Annotated in this window: 16 protein-coding genes; 10 read left to right on the top strand and 6 right to left on the bottom strand. The window is 61.1% G+C overall.

Annotation, left to right across the window (positions count from 1 at the left end; all coding sequences use genetic code 11):
- The first annotated feature begins 7 nt into the window (after window positions 1-7).
- Both gabT and TK42_RS08690 read left to right on the top strand, forming a co-directional pair.
- On the top strand, window positions 8-1,285 hold the full coding sequence (gabT, locus tag TK42_RS08695; RefSeq protein ID WP_005783681.1) for a 4-aminobutyrate--2-oxoglutarate transaminase: 1,278 nt from the start codon (window positions 8-10) through the stop codon (window positions 1,283-1,285).
- A gap of 118 nt (window positions 1,286-1,403) precedes the next feature.
- Window positions 1,404-2,612, top strand: coding sequence for an HDOD domain-containing protein (locus TK42_RS08690; RefSeq protein ID WP_103734023.1), 1,209 nt, complete (start codon window positions 1,404-1,406; stop codon window positions 2,610-2,612).
- Window positions 2,613-2,711: 99 nt separating this feature from the next.
- On the opposite strand, the gene TK42_RS08685 is transcribed toward TK42_RS08690, so the two are convergent.
- Window positions 2,712-3,713: a sensor domain-containing diguanylate cyclase gene (locus tag TK42_RS08685; RefSeq protein ID WP_032878465.1), complete on the bottom strand. Its 1,002-nt coding sequence runs from the start codon at window positions 3,711-3,713 to the stop codon at window positions 2,712-2,714.
- Between the two features lie 188 nt (window positions 3,714-3,901).
- Complete coding sequence (gene desA / locus TK42_RS08680) at window positions 3,902-5,086, bottom strand: delta-9 fatty acid desaturase DesA (protein ID WP_005783697.1); 1,185 nt, start codon at window positions 5,084-5,086, stop codon at window positions 3,902-3,904.
- Between the two features lie 167 nt (window positions 5,087-5,253).
- Between desA and dibA the strand changes: the two genes are divergently transcribed.
- From dibA to TK42_RS08645, 6 genes are all read left to right on the top strand, one after another.
- A complete protein-coding gene (gene dibA, locus TK42_RS08675) occupies window positions 5,254-7,167 on the top strand; it encodes a phosphodiesterase DibA (protein ID WP_103734022.1) in 1,914 nt (637 codons plus the stop codon).
- Between the two features lie 250 nt (window positions 7,168-7,417).
- Window positions 7,418-7,600, top strand: coding sequence for a sulfur starvation response protein OscA (oscA, locus tag TK42_RS08670; protein ID WP_003170956.1), 183 nt, complete (start codon window positions 7,418-7,420; stop codon window positions 7,598-7,600).
- A gap of 65 nt (window positions 7,601-7,665) precedes the next feature.
- Complete coding sequence (locus tag TK42_RS08665) at window positions 7,666-8,676, top strand: sulfate ABC transporter substrate-binding protein (RefSeq protein WP_005783707.1); 1,011 nt, start codon at window positions 7,666-7,668, stop codon at window positions 8,674-8,676.
- A 199-nt stretch (window positions 8,677-8,875) separates the two neighbouring features.
- Window positions 8,876-9,694: a sulfate ABC transporter permease subunit CysT gene (gene cysT / locus TK42_RS08655; protein ID WP_005783708.1), complete on the top strand. Its 819-nt coding sequence runs from the start codon at window positions 8,876-8,878 to the stop codon at window positions 9,692-9,694.
- Window positions 9,695-9,707: 13 nt separating this feature from the next.
- Complete coding sequence (gene cysW, locus TK42_RS08650; protein ID WP_032878463.1) at window positions 9,708-10,580, top strand: sulfate ABC transporter permease subunit CysW; 873 nt, start codon at window positions 9,708-9,710, stop codon at window positions 10,578-10,580.
- Window positions 10,581-10,583: 3 nt separating this feature from the next.
- Complete coding sequence (locus TK42_RS08645) at window positions 10,584-11,564, top strand: sulfate/molybdate ABC transporter ATP-binding protein (RefSeq protein ID WP_005783710.1); 981 nt, start codon at window positions 10,584-10,586, stop codon at window positions 11,562-11,564.
- Window positions 11,565-11,611: 47 nt separating this feature from the next.
- Here TK42_RS08645 and TK42_RS08640 read toward each other — a convergent pair whose 3' ends face one another.
- Window positions 11,612-12,139 carry a DUF962 domain-containing protein gene (locus TK42_RS08640; protein ID WP_032878461.1) on the bottom strand — a complete coding sequence of 176 codons (528 nt, stop codon included), beginning with the start codon at window positions 12,137-12,139 and terminating at the stop codon, window positions 11,612-11,614.
- Window positions 12,140-12,222: 83 nt separating this feature from the next.
- Between TK42_RS08640 and TK42_RS08635 the strand changes: the two genes are divergently transcribed.
- Entirely contained in the window at window positions 12,223-12,909 is a 687-nt protein-coding gene (locus tag TK42_RS08635; RefSeq protein WP_103734021.1) for a Crp/Fnr family transcriptional regulator, read from the top strand.
- Here the strand turns inward: TK42_RS08635 and uraH are convergent.
- Together uraH and TK42_RS08625 are read right to left on the bottom strand one after the other, a co-directional pair.
- The gene (gene uraH, locus TK42_RS08630) at window positions 12,904-13,314 is read right to left on the bottom strand and encodes a hydroxyisourate hydrolase (RefSeq protein WP_078820001.1); all 411 of its coding nucleotides are present in this window, start codon (window positions 13,312-13,314) and stop codon (window positions 12,904-12,906) included. The genes TK42_RS08635 and uraH overlap by 6 nt on opposite strands.
- Before the next feature lie 28 nt (window positions 13,315-13,342).
- A complete protein-coding gene (locus TK42_RS08625; RefSeq protein WP_103734020.1) occupies window positions 13,343-13,816 on the bottom strand; it encodes a heme-binding protein in 474 nt (157 codons plus the stop codon).
- Between the two features lie 100 nt (window positions 13,817-13,916).
- On the opposite strand from TK42_RS08625, the gene TK42_RS08620 reads away from it, so the two are divergent.
- Entirely contained in the window at window positions 13,917-14,282 is a 366-nt protein-coding gene (locus TK42_RS08620) for a response regulator transcription factor (protein WP_032878457.1), read from the top strand.
- Between the two features lie 118 nt (window positions 14,283-14,400).
- Here the strand turns inward: TK42_RS08620 and TK42_RS08615 are convergent, their stop codons facing one another.
- Entirely contained in the window at window positions 14,401-15,405 is a 1,005-nt protein-coding gene (locus TK42_RS08615; RefSeq protein ID WP_103734019.1) for an AraC family transcriptional regulator, read from the bottom strand.
- Between the last annotated feature and the right edge of the window lie 90 nt (window positions 15,406-15,495).

Raw genomic sequence — 15,495 nt, 5'->3', positions numbered from 1 at the left:
GGACTTTATGAGCAAGACCAACGCTTCCCTGATGAAACGCCGCGAAGCCGCTGTACCGCGCGGTGTTGGCCAGATTCACCCGATCTTCGCCGACTCGGCGAAGAACGCCACCGTGACCGACGTTGAAGGTCGCGAGTTCATCGACTTCGCCGGCGGTATCGCCGTGCTGAACACCGGCCACGTGCACCCCAAAATCATCGCGGCCGTGACCGAGCAGTTGAACAAGCTGACCCACACCTGCTTCCAGGTATTGGCCTACGAGCCCTACGTAGAGGTGTGCGAAAAAGTCGCCGCCAAGGTGCCGGGTGATTTCGCCAAGAAAACCCTGCTGGTCACCACCGGTTCCGAAGCGGTGGAAAACGCGGTGAAGATCGCCCGCGCCGCCACGGGCCGTGCTGGTGTGATCGCTTTCACGGGCGCTTACCACGGCCGCACCATGATGACCCTCGGCCTGACCGGCAAGGTCGTGCCTTACTCGGCCGGCATGGGCCTGATGCCAGGTGGCGTGTTCCGTGCGCTGTATCCGAACGAACTGCACGGTGTGAGCGTCGATGACTCGATCGCCAGCATCGAACGCATCTTCAAGAACGATGCCGAGCCACGTGATATCGCTGCAATCATCATCGAACCGGTACAGGGCGAAGGCGGTTTCTACGTCGCGCCGAAAGCCTTCATGCAGCGCCTGCGCGAACTGTGCGACAAGCACGGCATCCTGCTGATCGCCGACGAAGTGCAAACCGGTGCCGGGCGTACCGGTACCTTCTTCGCCATGGAACAGATGGGCGTTGCCGCCGACCTGACCACCTTCGCCAAATCCATCGCTGGCGGCTTCCCGCTGGCCGGTGTGTGCGGCAAGGCCGAATACATGGACGCCATCGCCCCAGGCGGCCTGGGCGGTACCTATGCCGGTAGCCCGATCGCCTGTGCGGCAGCCCTTGCGGTGATGGAAGTGTTCGAAGAAGAGCACCTGCTGGACCGCTGCAAGGCTGTCGGCGAGCGCCTGGTGACCGGCCTCAAGGCCATCCAGGCCAAGTACCCGGTGATCGGCGAAGTGCGTGCCCTGGGCGCGATGATCGCGGTCGAGCTGTTCGAAGACGGCGACACCCACAAGCCAAACGCTGCTGCAGTTGCCTCCGTGGTGGCCAAGGCGCGTGACAAGGGCCTGATCCTGCTGTCCTGTGGTACTTACGGCAACGTGTTGCGCGTACTGGTGCCGCTGACCTCGCCGGACGAGCAGTTGGACAAGGGCCTGGCGATTATCGAAGAGTGTTTCTCCGAACTCTGACGCGCCCCGCTTCTACGAAAAGCAAAAAAACCGCTTCGGCGGTTTTTTTGTGCCTGCTTCATTTTACGCACGCGGCGGCATTGTCTAAGGTGCAAGCATTGTCGATGGAGCGTGCTGGATGACTGCTGTTGATTTACCTGCTGTACCCCGAGTGTTGATTGCCGAGGCGGACCCCTGGTCGCGGGACCTGCTCAAGCAAGTGTTGTTGAATGTGCGTTGTGACGCGCGGCTGGATGTGTGCGCAGATGGTGACCACGCTGCTGCGCTGTTGCGTGAGAAAAGCTATGACCTGATCCTGGCGGATTGGGAGCTTGCAGGCGTCGATGGCCTGAGCCTGCTGCGCAGTGTGCGCCAGCAGCGCCGCTCCCCCGCATTGCCATTTATTCTGCTGAGCAGTCGCAACGACAGCGCCAGCGTATGCGAAGCCTTGCCCCTGGCGCCCACGGCCTACCTGACCCGCCCGCTGAACATGGAGAGCCTGACCCAGCGCCTGCAAGACCTGCTGCTTAACGAAGGCGAAAGCGTGTATTGCGAGATCCCGGCGCTGGCACCGGGAATGACCTTGCCAGCATTCCTGGAGCAGCGCCGAGAGGTCTGCGATGGCGCACCGTTGCGTGTGGACGTGAAAGCGGCGGTGCATCGCAGCCTGGGCCCCGAGGGCGTGGACCTGCAGCAGCTTGAAGATCAGGTGCGCATGGACCCGCAAATCACCGCTGTGCTGATCGCTGCCGCCAACAGTGCCGGGTATCACGGCACGCCGGTGCAGACCCTGCACGCAGCCCTGAACAAGCTGGTCCCCGGGCAAAGCATGAACCTCATCCTGGGCCTTGCGCTCAAGCACAACGTGGTGCTGGGTGACCCTGGGCTGGTGGCCTACGCCGAGCGGCACTGGCAGTTGTCCGAGGACAGCGCCGAGTACGCCCGGCGCCTGGCACGCATGTTGGAACTGGATCACCAGCGCTGCTACAGCGCCTGCATCCTGCATCGGTTGGGCGACCTGGCCTTGTTGCGCTGCCTGGAAGACTGGCGTCAGGGTGGCGGCGCCCTGGATGACGAAGCGATCGGCGAATCCCTCGACAACTTCGGCGCCGCCTACGGTTCGGCGTTGCGCACTCGCTGGCGCTTGCCGTTGGAGTTGCGCCAATTGATCGCGGCCACCTATTCACTGGAAGGCGGTGTGTATTCACGCGAAGCCTTGGTGGTGAACCTGGCGACGCAGATGGCGCGGTTGACCGAGCACGAAGGGCTGCAAGAGCTGGCCGGCAGCAAGACGGCGCGGTTGCTCAAGGTGGGCTTGTCCGAACTGACGCGAGTACGCAAAACCTGAAACACACACCGATCAATTGTGGGAGCTGGCTTGCCTGCGATAGCGGTGGGTCAGCCAAGACGCCATCGCAGGCAAGCCAGCTTCCACAGTTGATCGGTATTAACCGGCTATAACGCGGTTCTTGCCTTGGCGTTTTGCCTCATACATCGCTGCATCCGCCCGGGCGAACAGGCTGTCGAGGGTGGAGTCATCTTCACGCAAGCTGGCCAGGCCCTGGCTGACGGTCACGCTGAACTCGCGCCCTTCATAGCTGAACAACAAGGCCTGGATCTCCTTGCCCAGCCGTTCGGCTACTTGCAGGGCCATTTCTGGCGCGCAACCGGGCAGCACAGCGGCGAATTCTTCGCCGCCAATGCGCCCGAACAGGTCGCCACGGCGCAATACCCCCCGACCACTCTCAGCGATGCGCCGCAGCACCTGATCGCCCTCCAGGTGGCCGTAGGTGTCGTTGACGTCCTTGAAGTCATCGATGTCCAGCAACAGGAACGCCAGCGGTGTGCCCTGAACGCAGGCGTTGTCGAACGCCTGGTTGGCGCATTCGAAAAAATACCGGCGGTTGCTGCTTTGGGTCAGCACGTCGGTGGTGGCCAGACGTTGCAGTTCCAGCTCCAGCAGCTTCTTTTCGGTGATGTCTTCGGCCATGCCAACCACAATCAGCGGTTCACCGGGCACCACCTGCTGGTTGATGTAGCACTTGTCACTCAGCCAGCGGATTTGCCCGTCGGCGGTGATGATGCGGTACTCGCGGTCTTCCACGGCGCCTTGTTCCAGCACGCGGGCCAGGCTGTGTTCGGCGTAATCGAGGTCTTCGGGGTGAACACTGTTGCGCCATTCGCGGTGGTCGGCCAACAGCAAACCGGCCGAACGACCGAATATGCGCTCGTAGGCTGGGCTCACATACAGCACGCGACGGGTTGCCCAATCGATGGCCCAGAGCACGGCGTTCACGCTGACCAACAGCGAACTGAGCAATTGCTCGCGCTCACTCAGCCGCTCCACTTCGCCCTGGGCATGCATCAGCGCCAACAGGGTCGCCGCCGCAGCTGGACGCGGCGGCTCGGCAGTGGGCACATCGGGCAGGCAGGGCTTTTCGTGAACCATCGGTACAACTCTCTCTGGGCGCGCCGCAGGATGGAGCAGCGGTCACTACAAGGGGTCACCATGATGGCGAAGTGTTCTTTGAGAGAGGGGATTTGCAGTGAAGTTCCGTGATCGGCATGGATTGACGGTGCCCGGAAAATGGCGCCAAAAAGCCAGTGTGTGGGAGGGCAAGCCCTCCCAAAGTACCGTCAGACCGCCGCAGGGCGCAGCGAGTAGGTCTTCAACTGGTGGGCAAAGTCGCGCAGGGATTGAATGCCGCTGGCCTCGGCTTCGTGCACCCATTCCTTGATCGCGGCCAGCATATCGTGGCCATTGGTGCTGGTCTTGAGCCAGATCTGCTGGAGCGCCAGACGCTTCTCATAGATCACGGTCAGCGCATGGCTGTGCTCCAACATGCTTTGGATGCGCAAGTGGTGACGGTCATCCAGCAAGCTGGTTTCCCGTGACAACAGGCGCTTGGCACGGTGGAACTGGTGACGTACCGAGTGATCGACCTTCTCCAGCTCCTGCTTGACCAGCGGGCCGATCACCAACTTGCGGTATTGGGCCATGATCTGGAAGCGGTTGTTGAGGATCGCCATGGCGGTGTCCATGTCCAGGCTGCCCTTGCCTTCGACGCGGTGGGCGATGGGGGCAACACGCTGCACCTTGGCCAGGCGCAGGAAGCTGAACACCTTGATCCAGGCCCAGCCCAGGTCGAACTCCCACTTCTTCACCGACAGCTTGGCCGAGTTGGGGTAGGTGTGGTGGTTGTTATGCAGCTCTTCGCCGCCGACGATGATGCCCCACGGCACCAGGTTGGTGGCGGCGTCACGGCATTCGAAGTTGCGATAGCCCACGGCATGACCCAGGCCATTGATCACGCCGGCGGCCCAGAACGGAATCCACATCATCTGGATCGCCCAGATGGTGATACCGATGGTGCCGAACAGCAGCAGGTCGATCACGCCCATGAGCGCCACGCCCAACAGCGGGTAACGCGTGTAGAGCTTGCGTTCGATCCAGTCGTCCGGGCAGTTCTTGCCGTAGATGCGCAGGGTCTCGGGGTTTTCCGCCTCGGCACGGTACAGCTCGGCGCCTTTGCGCAGCACCGTGGACAGGCCCTTGATCACCGGGCTGTGCGGGTCATCGACGGTTTCGCATTTGGCGTGGTGCTTGCGGTGGATGGCGGTCCACTCGCGGGTGTTCTGCGCCGTGGTCAGCCACAGCCAGAAGCGGAAGAAGTGTTTCAGGCCGGCATTGAGCTCAAGCGAGCGATGGGCCGAATAACGGTGCAGATAGACAGTGACCCCAATAATGGTCACGTGGGTCATCAACAGCGTGACTGCCACCAGTTGCCAGGCTGACAGGTCAAGAAAACCGTTGTACCACATAGGCTGTATGGCCCTCAGATAAAGAAAAGAACAGCTCACGCATTATCACTAAGCCTACAGAGAAAACCAGCCGCTCTTTCAGATAGGAGTGACTGGATGTTTCTTATTCTATAATCCCCAGCCTTCGTAGGGCGATTCTGTTTTTTTTGGTAAGGATTACTGACCATATGCTGTTTTCATACCGAGGAGCCCTACGTGCGGGGCTGGTATACCTGTTGATTTCCGTCGTATGGCTCAGACTCAGCCACCAATTATTGATCAACTTTATCGATGAACCGGGGGCGCTGGCGCATTGGCTGCAACTTCGCGGCTACGTCTGGGTAGCCCTGAGTGCGCTGGCTATATACCTGATGGGCGTACGTTTCGCCCGCGCCCACCAACTGCAGCTGCCCCTGCAAGAAAACCGCGTACGCCTGCAACAGGCGGCCGCCGTGTTCGATTGCACCCGCGAAGGTGTGTTGGTCACCGATGCCCAGGGCCTGATCGTGCACGTCAACCGGGCATTCATGGAGATTACCGGCTACCGCCGCGAAGACGTCATGGGCCAGCCGCCCAGCCTGTTCAAGTCCGGGCGCCATTCGTCAGCTTTCTATCAACAGATGTTTCAGACCCTGGAACGTGAAGGCGAATGGAGCGGCGAAATCTGGAACCGCCGCAAAAGCGGCGAGGTGTATCCACAGTGGCAAACCATCCGTGTGATTCGCGATGAGCGGGGCCATATCAGCCATTACGTCGCGGTGTTCTCGGACATCAGCGCCATCAAGGACTCCGAACACGAACTGGCGCACCTGGCCCATCACGACCCGCTCACCGACCTGCCCAACCGCCTTTTATTCACCGATCGTACCGAGCAGGCCCTGGCCTCGGCGCAAGTGCACAAGCGTGGCTGTGCCCTGCTGTTAATGGACCTGGACCACTTCAAGATCATCAATGACAGCCTTGGCCACAATGTTGGAGACCAGTTGCTCAAGCTGGTGGCTGACCGTCTCAAGGGCCTGTTCGGGCCTGGGGTCACACTCGCGCGGCTGGGCGGCGACGAGTTCGCTGTGCTGGCGGAAAGTTGTCCACAGGTGATCCAGGCCGCTGCCTTGGCGCAGCGCATGCTCAATGCCATGAAAGACCCGTTTGTTTTTGACGGTAATCAATTGTTTATCAGCGCCAGTATTGGCATCAGCCTGTTCCCCAGCGATGCCTTGAGCGCCGAGCAATTGCTGCGCAACGCCGACTCCGCGTTGTTCAAGGCCAAAAGCGTCGGCCGCGAGGGCTATGCCCTGTACACCGAAGAGCTGACCGCTCACGCGCAAAATCGCGTGGAGATCGCCAGCGAACTGCGCCGTGCCCTCGACCAGCAGGAACTGCGCGTCTACTACCAGCCGGTGCATAACCTGCCCGACAGCCGTTTGGTGGGCGTTGAAGCGCTGGTGCGCTGGCAGCATCCGGAGCGCGGCCTGGTGCCCCCTGGCGAATTCATCCCCATCGCCGAACGCACCGGGTTGATTGCCGATATCGACGCGTGGGTGATGGACCAGGCGTGCCGGCAGATGTGCCAATGGCTGGCGGACGGCGCGCCGTTGGGCTTTATCGCCGTCAACGTCTCCAGCCGCCTGTTTGCCCGGCGTGAACTCTATGAACAAGTGGCTCAGGTGCTGCACGACACGGGCCTGGACCCGGCGTTTCTTGAGCTGGAAGTCACCGAAAGCGCAGTGATGGACGACCCCGAAGTGGCTCTGGAGCAACTGCACCGTCTGCGCGAACTGGGCTTGCGCCTGGCCATCGACGATTTCGGCACCGGCTACTCTTCGCTGTTGCGCCTCAAGCGCCTGCCGGTGCAGAAGCTGAAGATCGACCAAGGCTTCGTCGCCGGTCTGCCGTGGGACGAAGACGACGCCGCGATCGTACGTGTGGTCATCGCCCTGGCCAAAAGCATGGGGATGCAGGTACATGCCGAAGGAATCGAGCAGGTGGAACAGGCGCGGTTCCTGTTGGGTCAGGAGTGCGATATGGGCCAGGGGTATTGGTTTGGACGACCGATGCCGGCCCAGGAGATTGATTGGTCACGAGCCCCCGCCATCCGACCTTGAAACACGGTCAAACTGTGGGAGGGGCGGTGCGACCGCCCCGACCCTCCCACATTTGGATCACATCAGGCCTTAACTTCAGCATCTGAGCAGAAAATCCACACGCAACCCCGCGCCCTATCAGAAAATTCTTTCTGGTTATATAAACATTCTTAAATAGTATTTTTAAGAATATCCACGCTTATCTACTATCGCCCTCACGCCGCAAGCAGTGTCGTCACTGCCAGGCACTATTCATTTCAGGAGCGAGACCATGAGCGCATCTCTACGTAGCGTCGACGGCCAGGACGAAGCAGCCATTTTGCGTGAGATCCAGAGCGCCTTGCGCGATCTGCGCTTTGGCGCGGTGGAAATCACTGTGCACAACGCCCAAGTGGTACAGATCGAGCGCAAGGAAAAATTCCGCCTGCAGAACCCGGGTAACAAACCGAGCTGAGCAAGAACGGCGATAGACCCGCAACTAATAAGAAAAGCCAACACTCAAGAATTTCAGGAGCTTCTATGTCGTCGATTCGCCGTTATGCCTTGGCCGCGCTGGCCAGTGCCGTGTTTGCCGGTTCCGCTGTTGCCAAGGACTACGAGTTGCTCAATGTCTCGTACGACCCGACCCGTGAGCTGTACCAGGACTACAACGCAGAGTTCACCAACTTCTGGAAGCAGTCTCACCCCGGCGACAACGTCAAGATCCAGCAGTCCCACGGCGGCTCGGGCAAGCAGGCACGAGCAGTGATCGACGGCCTGCGCGCCGACGTGGTGACCCTGGCCCTGGCCGGTGACATCGATGAAGTCGCCAAGCTGGGCAAGACCCTGCCGGAAAACTGGCAGACGCGTCTGCCGGACGCCAGCACCCCGTACACCTCGACCATCGTGTTCCTGGTGCGCAAGGGCAACCCTAAAGGCATCAAGGATTGGGGCGACCTGATCAAGAAAGACGTGTCGGTGATCACGCCCAACCCGAAAACCTCCGGCGGGGCGCGCTGGAACTTCCTTGCTGCCTGGGCCTATGGCCTCAAGGCCGGAGGCAGCGAAGCCAAGGCCCAGGAGTACGTGAAAGAGCTGTTCAAGCACGTCCCGGTACTGGACACCGGCGCCCGGGGTTCTACCATTACCTTCGTCAACAACGGTCAGGGTGACGTATTGCTGGCCTGGGAAAACGAGGCGTTCCTGGCCTTGAAAGAAGACGGCGGCGCCGACAAGTTCGACATTGTCGTGCCGTCCCTGTCGATCCTGGCGGAGCCGCCGGTGGCTGTGGTCGACAAGAACGCCGAGAAAAAAGGCAATACCGAGATCGCCACCGAATACCTCAAACACCTGTACAGCCCGGCCGGCCAGGAGATTGCGGCGAAAAACTTCTACCGCCCACGCGATGCAAAAGTAGCCGCCAAATACGCCCAGCAGTTCCCGAAACTGGACCTGGTGACTATCGACAAAGATTTCGGCGGCTGGAAAACTGCCCAACCGAAATTCTTTAACGACGGTGGCGTGTTCGACCAGATCTACACGGCGCAGTAAGCCAAAGTAACTGTAGGGGCCTGACTTTCTGTAGGAACTGGGCTTGTGTGGGAGCTGGCTTGCCTGCGATAGCATCACCGTGGTGTGGCTGATACACCGAGGTGCCTGCATCGCGGGCAAGCCCGGCTCCCACAGAAAAGCCAGCTGCCACAAAAAGCGCGCTCCTACAGTGGTTTCTACCCTTTAACCAAGGACTCTTATGTCGCGTCGTATTTCCCCCGTCATACCCGGCTTCGGGCTGACGCTGGGCTACACCGTCGTGTACCTCAGCCTGATCGTGCTCATCCCGCTGGCGGCGATGTTTGTACACGCCGCCCAACTCACCTGGGATCAGTTCTGGAACATCATCTCCGCACCTCGCGTGCTGGCGGCGTTAAAGCTGAGCTTCAGCACCGCGCTGTACGCCGCGCTGATCAACGGCGTGATCGGCACGCTGCTGGCCTGGGTGTTGGTGCGTTACACCTTCCCCGGCCGCAAGATCATCGATGCGATGATCGACCTGCCGTTCGCCTTGCCCACCGCCGTCGCCGGTATTGCCTTGACCGCGCTGTATGCGCCTAACGGCCTGGTCGGCCAGTTCGCAACCGACCTGGGCTTCAAGATCGCCTATACCCCCTTGGGCATCACCCTGGCGCTGACCTTCGTGACCTTGCCCTTCGTGGTGCGCACGGTGCAGCCGGTACTGGCCGATATCCCCCGGGAAGTCGAAGAGGCCGCCGCTTGCCTGGGTGCCAAGCCACTGCAGGTGTTCCGCCATATCCTCGTGCCGGCATTGTTGCCTGCCTGGCTGACCGGGTTCGCGTTGGCCTTCGCCCGTGGCGTGGGTGAGTACGGTTCGGTGATCTTCATCGCCGGCAACATGCCGATGAAAACCGAAATCCTGCCGTTGCTGATCATGGTCAAGCTGGACCAATACGACTACCGCGGCGCCACCTCCATTGGTGTGCTGATGCTGGTGGTTTCCTTTGTCTTGCTGCTGCTGATCAACTTGTTGCAGCGGCGCATCGAACGTCCATAAGGAGGCGCGGAACATGTCCCAATCGTCTATTTCCGCCGCGTCCTCGGCCAACGCTGCCCGCCGTGGCAGCGCGACGTCGCGACGTATCCTGATCGGCCTTGGCTGGCTGGTGTTCGCCCTGTTCCTGCTGTTGCCGCTGGTGATCGTGGTGTCCCAGGGCCTGAAGAATGGCCTGGGTTCGTTCTTCACCGCGATCCTTGAGCCGGACGCGCTGTCGGCGCTGAAACTCACGGTGATCGCCGTGTTGATTTCGGTGCCGCTCAACCTGGTGTTCGGGGTCAGCGCGGCCTGGTGCGTAAGCAAGTATTCGTTCCGTGGCAAAAGCATCCTGGTCACGTTGATCGACCTGCCGTTCTCGGTTTCACCGGTGATTGCGGGCCTGGTCTACGTGCTGATGTTCGGCGCCCAGGGCTTCTTCGGCCCATGGTTGCAGGACCATGACATCCAGATCGTGTTCGCCTTGCCCGGCATCGTGCTGGCGACCATCTTCGTTACTGTGCCGTTCGTGGCCCGTGAGCTGATCCCGCTGATGCAGGAGCAAGGCACTCAGGAAGAAGAGGCCGCGCGCCTGCTGGGCGCCAATGGCTGGCAGATGTTCTGGCATGTCACCGTGCCGAACATCAAATGGGGCCTGATCTACGGCGTGGTGCTGTGCACGGCGCGGGCCATGGGCGAGTTCGGCGCGGTGTCGGTGGTGTCCGGGCACATTCGCGGCGTCACCAACACCCTGCCGCTGCACGTCGAGATCCTCTACAACGAATACAACCATGTTGCCGCGTTTGCGGTGGCCAGCCTGTTGCTGATCCTGGCGCTCTTCATCCTGCTGCTCAAGCAGTGGAGCGAGAACCGAATCAACCGCCTGCGCAACAGCGCCGGTGAGGAATAAGTCATGTCGATCGAAGTCCGTAATGTCAGCAAGAACTTCAACGCCTTCAAGGCCCTGGACAGCATCAACCTGGATATCCAGAGTGGCGAGCTGGTGGCGTTGCTGGGCCCGTCCGGCTGCGGCAAGACCACCTTGCTGCGCATCATCGCCGGCCTGGAAACCCCGGATGCCGGCAGCATCGTGTTCCACGGCGAAGACGTGTCCGGCCACGATGTGCGGGATCGCAATGTTGGCTTCGTGTTCCAGCACTACGCCTTGTTCCGCCATATGACCGTGTTCGACAACGTCGCCTTCGGCCTGCGCATGAAGCCGAAAAACCAGCGCCCGAATGAAAGCCAGATCGCGGCCAAGGTCCATGAGCTGCTCAACATGGTGCAACTCGATTGGTTGTCCGACCGCTACCCGGAACAACTCTCCGGTGGCCAGCGCCAGCGTATCGCCCTGGCCCGCGCGCTGGCGGTGGAGCCTAAAGTGCTGCTGCTGGACGAGCCCTTCGGCGCCCTTGATGCCAAGGTGCGTAAAGAGCTGCGCCGCTGGCTGGCGCGCCTGCACGAAGACATCAACCTGACCTCAGTGTTTGTGACCCACGACCAGGAAGAGGCCATGGAAGTCGCCGACCGCATCGTGGTGATGAACAAGGGCGTGATCGAGCAGATCGGCTCACCGGGGGATGTCTACGAAAACCCGGCAAGCGATTTTGTTTATCACTTCCTGGGTGATTCGAACCGCCTGCATTTGGGCGAAGACAAGCACCTGCTGTTCCGCCCCCACGAAGTGTCGTTGTCGCGGCATGAACTGGAAGATCACCATGCGGCCGAGGTACGCGATATTCGTCCGCTGGGCGCAACGACTCGCGTGACCTTGAAGGTGGAAGGGCAAAGCGAGCTGATCGAGGCTGAGGTGGTGAAAGACCACGACAGCCTCACCGGGCTGGCCCGTGGCGAGACCCTGTTCTTCAAACCCAAGGTCTGGCAAAAAGCCTAAACTCAATACAGAACCCAATGTGGGAGGCAGCAAGCCCCCTCCCACATTTAGACTTCACTTGGCTTGAGATCGCGGCGTCCCACCGGGCCTGAACGTTGTTCAATCTGCTTTTGCAGGTCCTGCCGCAACCCCAGCAAAAACGCCAACTCCGCCACCACAAACAACGGCCCCACGATCAGCCCCGACACATCGTCCACAAACGCGGGTTTCTTGCCTTCGTAGTAATGCCCGACAAACTGAATCACCCAGCCCACCACAAACATACCCACACCACTGCTCAGCCATACCATCGTGCTCTGTGCCGCCAATACATGCCCAGCCCATACCGACAGACCCATCAACACCGTCATCAGCGCGCCCAGGGCCAGTTCCAGGCGCAGGTAGAACCACGCCGAGAACAAAGCCAGGAGCACCGCTGGCGAGACCCAAAGGCCACCCACCGTCCACTCGGGGCGTGACAGCAGCACGGCCACGGCAACCACTATCAATGGGATACCGATAAAGTGACTGACAATATTGCGCGGGTCGCGGTGGTAGGCGGCGTATTGACTGAGGTGGTCGACGAGGCTTTTCATTGTTGTTCCTCCTGTAGGATGTTTGATCATGCCCTGTCAGTCGGTGCCTAACTGTCAATTGGGCGACAATCTTCGGAGTTCCCATGGACACAGGCAAATGGCACGCGCAATTGGTTCGCGGTCAGTGGTTCAGCCACTTGCCGCCAGACTTTCAGCGTAGCCTGCTGGGGGCGGCGCGGTTGCGCGTACTTGCAACGGGGCAGTTCCTGTTCAAACGCGGCGACCCGCCGTGTGGCCTGTATGCGGTGCTGGAAGGGGCGGTGCGCATCAGTGCCGTCAGCGCCCAAGGCAAGGAAGCGGTATTGAGCCTGGTGGAAACCCCTCACTGGTTCGGCGAGATCTGCCTGTTCGACAACCTGCCACGCACCAACGATGCCCTCGCCACGGGAGCCTGCACGCTGTTGCAGGTACCGCAGGCGGCGATACTCAAGATTCTTGAACAACAACCGGTGTTCTGGCGCGATATGGCGCTGTTGATGAGCCATAAACTGCGCCTGTCTTTGATCAACATTGAGCAGATAAGCCTGATGCCCGCCTCAAAGCGTCTGGCCCATCGGTTGCTGATGATCGCCCAGGGTTACGGCGAAATAGAGCAGGCGCGCCGCGTGCTGCAACTGCCTCAGGAGGATCTGGCGGCGATGCTGGGCCTGTCGCGCCAGACCATCAACAGTCTGCTCAAGGCGCTGGAGCAACAGGGCATCATTGGTTTGAGCTACGGCGCCATCGAGATACTGGACCTCGCCGGGCTGCGCCTGGCCGCGGGCCTATGAACCGCGATAGGTGGAGAAGCCGTAAGGGCTGAGCAACAGCGGGATGTGGTAGTGCTGGTCGACCTGCTTGACCTGGAAAATCACCGGCACCTCGGGGAAGAACGTCTCGCGGTTGGCCTTCTTGTAGTAATCGCCGGTCTTGAACACCACACGGTACTCGCCCGGCTTCATGCTCTGGTCGGCGGGGAACAGTTCGGCGATGCGTCCCTGTTGATTGGTCACGCCCTGGGACAGTGATTGCCACTGATCGCCCACATGCTGTTCCAGGGTGACGCTGACACCGGCCGATGGCAGGCCGTTTTCCAGGTTGAGCACGTGTACGCTCAGCGGGTTGCCGGCGGCCAGGGCCAGGTTGCACAGGCCGCTCAGGCTGAGGGCGGCAAGGGTCATGCTAAGGTTTTTCATCGAGAAATCCTTGTGACAGTGGGTGGAATCAAGGGGTGGTTTTCAAGCCCAGTTGCTCGGCAGCCTGTACGGCGCAGGCTTCGTCCTGCGCAGCGCCGCCGGCACCGGCGATGCCCAGCGCGCCGACCAGCTCAGCCTCGGCAAACAGCGGCACGCCGCCGCCGAGCAACAGCAACTCGGGCAAGCTGTTAAGGTTGGCGGCTTCAGGGTTGTTACGCGCACGCTCGGCAAACAGCCGGGTTGGGGTTTTGGTCGACAGCGCCGTGTATGCCTTGCGTTGGCTGGCGAAGCTGTTGTGCGGGCCGACACCGTCCGCCCGCAGGGCCACCAGCAAATTGCCACCGCGGTCCAATACCGTCAGCGCGGCCGTGCAGTGGGCCAGGCTGGCGTCGGCCAGTTGGCGCGCAGTGTGCAAATCCAGCTCGGCATGGCGTGGCAGTGGTGGCGTTGCCTGTGCAGCGGTGGTCACAGCGAGGCTCAAGAACAAAGCGGTGCGATACATGTTTGTGGCTCCAGGAGGCAGGTGCTCACGGTAGCCAGTGGACGCGGACAAAAGCCGCACAATTGGATGACAGGTTTGTAATCAAACCCAGAGGTAAGACATGCAGGTGTTGTTAGTGGAAGACCAGCCGCAACTGGCGCAGCTTATGGCCCAGGGCCTGAGCGAGGCCGGCTTCTCTGTGGAAGTTGCGGCCAACGGCATGGCGGCGCAGCGGTTTGTGGAAAGCACTGTGTACGAGCTGGTGATTCTGGATGTGATGCTGCCGGGCTTGAACGCCTGGAAATTGCAGCAGGCGATTCGCCAACGCGGCAAAACGCCGATTTTGTTTTTGACCACGCCTGGCGGGATTGAAGACCGGTTGCGGGGGTTGGAGCTGCATGAGGATGATTACTTGCTCAAGCCGTTTGACGCCAAGGTGTTAGTGGCGCGGGTGAGGAAAGTATTGCGCCGGGATCGTGGGCGTTGATTGCCTGGGCGACCGCTATCGGGAGCAAGCCCCCTCCCACACTTTGAACGTGTTCACAAATCAGAATGTGGGAGGGGGCTTGCCCCCGATGAGGCCATCACAGCCACTGAAAATCCTCCTACTGCAATCCCTCCCGAAATTGCCCGGGCGTCATCCCCGTCCAGCGCTTGAACGCCCGGTTGAAACTGCTGGTATCGGCAAACCCGAGCAAATGGCTGATCTCGGCCAACGAACACTGCGGATCCCTCAGGTGCAGCAACGCCAGGTTCTGCCTGCACTCATTGAGCAGCGCATCAAACCGACAGCCTTCATCCGCCAGGTGGCGCTGCAAGCTGCGCAAGCTCAGGTGCAAGGCCTGGGCAACGCGTTCGGCACTCGGCTCGCCATCGGGCAATTGCGCCTCGATGACGGCGCGCACCTTGCGCTCCCAGGTCAGCGGTTGCAGTTGGGCGAGGGTGCGCTTGAGCACGGTTTCATTGTGTTCGGCCAATTCCGGGTTGGCGTCGTCGAGATGGCTGTCGAAGTCGTGGGCAGCGAACTCCAGGCGGTCTTCGCTGGCGGCAAAAAACACCGGCGAGCGCAATACGGTATGCCACGGCGTGGGGTCGGCGGGTTCCGGGCGCATTAGATAAACGGCCAACGGCGCGTAGTCACGCCCCAGGCGGTTGCGGCAAGTGCGCACATAGATCGCCACGAAGGCGTCGATGGCCTCCGGCGCCGGCGCGGGGCTGCCTTGGGGTTGGAGCAGGCGAAAGTGGTACGCGTCGCCATGGCGGGTCAACTCCAGGCTCAGGGCGTCACTGACCACCTGGTGATAGCGCACGATGCGCTCGAACACCTCGCGCAAGCTGCCGCTGGCCACCAGGGCATAACCGAGGGCGTGAAAGGTGGTGGGGCTGACGAACCGCGACACCCGCAAGCCAATCGCCGGATCACCGCTGGCCTGCACCGCCAGTTGCCAGAGGCGCGTGGTGGCCGACAACGGATAGCGTGCGTTGGGGTCGTCCATCTGCTGCGGGTCGAGCCCGGCCTCGGCGCACAGCGTGGCGCTGTTCAGGCCCAGGGCGTCGAGCTGCTTGCGCAGGGCGCGGGTCCAACTGGCGAGGGAAGTGGGTTCGGTCATGGCGATTGGCGCTTGCGGTCAACAGGTTGGCGTCCGGGGCTAGCGTCCTGCCCGATCGCTTAGGGCAGGATGGACACATCAATGTACAAG

Origin of the sequence: Pseudomonas sp. GZJR-8, from assembly GCF_002916705.1 — a bacterium.
In the GTDB taxonomy this organism is placed as follows: domain Bacteria; phylum Pseudomonadota; class Gammaproteobacteria; order Pseudomonadales; family Pseudomonadaceae; genus Aquipseudomonas; species Aquipseudomonas synxantha_A.
Note: the sequence above shows the minus strand (reverse complement) of the source record. Positions and strands in the feature narration are given on the sequence as shown.